The organism is Mycobacterium sp. WUMAC-067 (genome assembly GCF_020217485.1).
GTDB lineage: Bacteria > Actinomycetota > Actinomycetes > Mycobacteriales > Mycobacteriaceae > Mycobacterium.
In genome coordinates this window covers 1-5,486 of record NZ_JAEKMI010000104.1, presented here as the reverse complement: position 1 = coordinate 5,486, position 5,486 = coordinate 1, and the positions used below count along the sequence as shown (strand labels likewise).

Here is a 5,486-nt window from a genome sequence, read left to right as displayed (position 1 = left end):
ACCCCAGCACATACGACACCCGCCCCGAGGCGACACTCGAGGACTGGCCGGTCAGCCGGAAGCCCTCCGCGGTGGGCGCGGCGTCCATGCCGTAACCCTGCGTGTACACGCCGGCAAACATGCCGGTGGCGCTGCCACGCAACGCTCCGGGCTCAATTCCCGCCCGCTCCAAGGCTTCCCAGGAGAGCTCGAGGAAGATGCGTTGCTGCGGGTCCATCGCGAGTGCCTCGCTCGGCGCGATACCGAAGAAGGCCGGGTCGAAGTCCGCGACGCCGTCGACGAAACCCCCGGTACGGGTGTAGCAGGTGCCCGGGACGTCGGGGTCCGGGTTGTACACGCCGGCCAGATCCCAGCCGCGGTCGGTCGGGAATTCGGAGAGCACATCGCGGCCCTCGGTGAGCATCTGCCACAGATCCTCGGGGGAATTCACCCCGCCCGGATACCGGCACGCCATGCCGACGATCACGATCGGATCGTCCTGGGTGGCGCGCGCGACCGGGGCGTGCTTGATCTCCCGCGGGGCCCCGGCGAGCTCGGTGCGGATATAGCCGGCCAGGCCGTTGGGTGTCGGGTAGTCGAAGATCAGTGTGGGCGAAAGCGCCAGTCCCGTCGCGGTTTTGAGGCGGTTCCGCATTTCGACCGCGGTCAGCGAGTCAAAGCCCAACTCCTGGAACGCCTTGTCCGGGTCGATCGCCTCGGCGGAGGTGTTGCCCAGCACGGTGGCGATATGCGAACGCACCAGGTCCAGCAGCACGGCGTGCTGCTCGGCCTCGGAGAGGCCATCCAGGCGATGCGCCAGAGCCGATTTGGACTTCGCGGCCGCGAGCGAGTCGTCGACCCGGCGCCGCGTGGGCGCGTTGACCAGGTCGGCGAACATCGGTGGCACCGCGACCGCATGGGCGCGCAGCGCGCCGAGATCGATGCGGGCCGGCGCCAGGAAGGGTTCGTCGACGATCAATGCCGTGTCGAACAGTTCCATCGCCTCGTCCGAGGACAGCGCCAAGATTCCGTCGCGGCCCAGCCGGGCGAGGTCGGCGGCGTCGAGACTGCCGGTCATGGCGCTGGCCTGGTCCCACAGGCCCCAGCCCAGCGAGATCGCCGGCAGCCCCTGCGCGCACCGATGTGCCGCCAGCCCGTCGAGGAACGAGTTCGCGGCGCCGTAGTTGCCCTGGCCCGACGAGCCCACCAGCCCGGCCATCGACGAAAACATCACGAACGCCGACAGATTCAGGTCGCGGGTCAGTTCGTGCAAATTCCAGGCCGCGTCGATCTTGGCCCGCATCACCGCGTCGACCCGTTCGGGCGTCAGCGAGGTGACCATCGCGTCGTCGAGCACGCCGGCCGCGTGGATCACGCCGGACAACGGCCGCTGCGCCGACAGTTCGGTGATCACCGCGGCCAGTGCGGCCCGGTCGGCTGCGTCGCAGGCGATCACTCGCACCCGGGCGCCTGCCGCTTCCACCTCGGCGATCAGCTCGGCGGCTCCCGGCGCGTCCGGTCCCCGCCGGCTCAGCAACGCCAGGTCTTCGACGCCGTGGTGCGCCACCAGGTGACGAGCCAACGTGGAGCCCGCCATGCCGGTCCCGCCGGTGATCAGCACCGTGCCCGAGGCCAGGCCGGCACCCGGTCCGGTAGGCACAGTCATGACCACCTTGCCGATGTGACGGGCCTGGCTCAAATAGCGCAACGCCGCGCGACCGCGGCGGATGTCAAAGGTCGTCACCGGCAACGGTTTCAGGACCCCTGCGTCGAACAGTCCGGCAAGCTCGATCATCCACTGGTGCATCCGGGGACGTCCGGGCTCGAACAGGTCGAAGGCGCGGTAGCGGACGCCCGGGTACTCCTGGGCCACCACGCCCGGATCGCGGATGTCGGTCTTGCCCATTTCCAGGAACATGCCGCCGGGAGCGACCAGGCGCAGGGAGGCGTCGACGAATTCCCCGGCGAGCGAGTCCAGCACCACGTCCATGCCGGCCCCGCCGGTGACCGAGCGGAACTTGTCCTCGAACTCGAGGCTGCGGGAATCCGAGATGTGGTCGTCGTCGAAGCCCATGGCCCGCAACGTGTCCCATTTGCCGCGGCTCGCGGTGGCGAACACCTCCAGGCCCAAGTGCCGGGCGAGCTGGACGGCGGCCATCCCGACCCCACCGGCGGCGGCATGCACCAGCACCCGCTGCCCGGGCTTGACCTCGGCCAGGTGGATGAACGCCATGTACGCGGTGGTGAAGACCGCGGAGATGCCGGCGGCGTCGGCGTAGGACCATTCGGCGGGCTTGTGCTGCAACAGGCGGACGTCACCGGGCACCAGGGTGCCGCTGCCGTCGGGGAAGAACCCGTACACCGAATCGCCGACGGCGAATTCGGTGACTCCCGGCCCGACCTCGACCACCACCCCGGCGCCTTCGCCACCGAGCAGCGCCTCGTGGGTGAACATGCCCAGGGTGATCATGACGTCGCGGAAGTTGGTGGCGATCGCGCGCAGGGCCACGCGAACCTGACCCGGCTCCAGCGGAGCGTCGGCGTTGGGAATCGGCTCGAGTTGCAGGTTTTCGAAGGTGCCCGCGCTGCTGATGCCCAGCCTCCAGGGTCGGTCTTCGGGCGGTGTCATGATGCCGTCGACCGCGCGGCTACCGCGCACCCGCGCGGTGTGGGCCTTGCCGTCGCGCAGCAGCACCTGGGGTTCGCCGACCGCGAGAACGGTCGCGATAGCGCTATCGTCCAGCGGGGCATCGGAATCCACCAGCACGATCCGGCCGGGGTGCTCGGTCTGCGCCGCCCGCACCAGCCCCCACACGGCCGCGCCGGCCAGATCGGGTACGTCCTCCCCCGCCAGTCCCATCGCGCCGCGCGTCGCGACGACCAAGACCCCGGCGTCATGCTCGGTCAGCCACGACTGCACGGCGGCCAGAACCTCATGTGTGCGGCGATACGATCCGGTGACCGGATCCTCCTCGGCCGCAAAGGATTCGAAGACCTCGTGCGCTGGCGACTCCCCGGTGGACGCGGACGCGGGCGCCCACTCCACCTCGAAGAGCCGGTCCGGGCCCGACGCCGACACCGCCGCGCGCAGCTGCCGCTCGCTCACCGAGCGCGCCACCATCGCGCGCACGGACAGCACCGGCAACCCCAGGCCGTCGGCCAGCTCGATCGACACCGCGCTGGCGGCGGCCGGCGCGATGCGTGCGCGCACCGCCGACGCACCCGCGGCATGCAACGACACGCCCTGCCAGGAGAACGGCAACACCACTTCGTCGGTGTGGTCGGCCATTTGGTGGCCGATGACCAGCGCGTGCATGGCCGCGTCGAGCAGCGCCGGGTGCACGCCGAACCCGGTGACGCCCCCGGCGGCGTCGGGCAGCCGCACCTCGGCGAACACCTCGTCGCCGCGTACCCAGGCCGCGGTCAAGCCCCGGAAAGCCGGGCCGTAACCGTAACCGCGCGCGGCCAATTGCTCGTAACCGTCCGCCGGGTCGACCGCGACGGCGCCCGCCGGCGGCCACGCCGACAGATCCGCGCGCGGCTCGACCGAGCCGGTGCTCAACGTTCCCTCGGCGTGGCACACCCAGCCCGAACCGGTGTCGGGGCGCGAGAAGATCGACACGACGCGCTGACCGGACTCTTCGGCGGGGCCCACCACCACCTGGATGGCAACCGATCCCGACCCGGAACCCTTGGCCGGCAACATCAACGGCGCCTGCAAGGTCAGTTCGTCGACCGTCGAACACCCGACTTCGTCGCCGGCGCGGATCGCCAGCTCCACGAATCCGGCACCGGGAAACACGACCGCACCGGACACGGCGTGATCGGTCAGCCAGCCCTGCTGGCTGGGCGACAGGCGGCCCGTGAGCACCACCCCGCCCGAGGCCGGCAGCTCGACGACCGCGCCCAGCAGCGGGTGCTCGCTGGTTCCCAGCCCCAGGCCCGTGGCGTCGGCCGCGACGCCTTCGCCGGACAGCCAAAACCGCCGTCGGTCAAAGGCATACGTCGGCAGCTCGACGAAGCCGGCGCCGCCCAGCGCGCCGCGCCAACGCACGCTCACTCCCGCAACGAACGCGGTGGTGGCCGACGTCAGGAACCGGTCGAGGCCGCCGTCGTCACGCCCCAGGGTGGGAATGACCTTCGCTTCGCAGACCTCGGCGTTGCGGTCGGCCTGATGGTTGGCGGTGTCCTCGATCCCGGCGACCAGGGCCGGATGCGGGCTGGACTCGATGAACGTCCGGTATCCGTGCTCGCTCGCGCTGCGCACGGCCTGATCGAACTGCACGGTCTGCCGGATGTTGCGGTACCAGTAGTCGGTGTCCAATCCCGCTGTGTCCAAGCGGTTTCCGGTCACCGTGGAAAAGAACGCGATGCGCGAGGAACGCGGCTCGATACCGGACAGTGCCTCGGCGAGGTCATCGCGGATCGCCTCGACCTCGACCGAGTGCGAGGCGTAGTCCACGTCGATCCGCCGGGTCCTCAGTTCGAGGTCGGCGCAGAAGCCGACGAGCTCGTCAAGCGCGGCGACATCGCCCGATACCACCACGGCCGATCGGCCGTTGACCGCGGCGATGCTGACCCGATTTCCGTAGGGCGCCAACAACTCCCGCGCCCGCTCGGTGCTGCAGGCGATCGACAGCATGCCGCCGGGGCCGGCCAGCGATCGCAGCAGCTTGCTGCGCAGCGTGACCACGCGGGCGGCGTCGCGCAACGACAAGGCGCCGGCGACGTAGCCCGCGGCGATTTCGCCTTGCGAGTGGCCGATCACCGCATCCGGACTGACCCCGACCGATTTCCAGAGTTCGGCCAGCGACACCATCACCGCGAACAGCACCGGCTGCACCACGTCGACGCGGTCCATCCCCGGGGCGCCAGGTGCGCCGCGCAGCACGTCGATCAGCGACCAGTCGACGAATTCCGAGAACGCCTCTTCGCATGCCTGGATCTGTTGCGCGAAAACCGGTGCGGTATCCAGCAATTCGATGCCCATGCCCAGCCATTGGGAACCCTGGCCGGGGAAGACGAACACGGTCTTGCCCGCCGGCGTCGCGGTGCCGCGCAGAACCGTCCCGGCCGGGTCGTCGTTGGCCAGCTCGTCCAGCCCGGCCAGCAACCGGTCCCGGTCGCCTCCGACCACCACCGCCCGGTGCTCGAACGTCGCGCGACCGGCCAGCGTCCAGCCCACGTCCGCGACGTCCAATTCATCGTGGGCGCGCAGATATTCGGCCAGCCGCGCAGCCTGCGCCGCCAGCGCCGTGGGCGACTTCGCCGACAACGCCCACGGGACCACAGGTAGCGCCGGACCGGCTTCTCGCTGCGGGGCCTCCGGGCCCGACTCGATGATCACGTGCGCGTTGGTGCCGCTGATACCGAACGACGACACCCCGGCCCGACGCGGACCATCCGCCCGCCAGGGCCGAGCCTCGGTCAGCAACGACACCAACCCCGCCGACCAATCCACATGCGGGCTCGGCTCATCGACATGCAACGTCGCGGGCAGCGTTTCG

1 protein-coding gene is annotated in these 5,486 nt (G+C 70.4%); it reads right to left on the bottom strand.

The window, feature by feature from the left end; all coding sequences use genetic code 11:
- On the bottom strand, positions 1–5,486 hold a 5,486-nt coding region (locus tag JF781_RS27310; RefSeq protein ID WP_225341340.1), incomplete at both ends, for an SDR family NAD(P)-dependent oxidoreductase.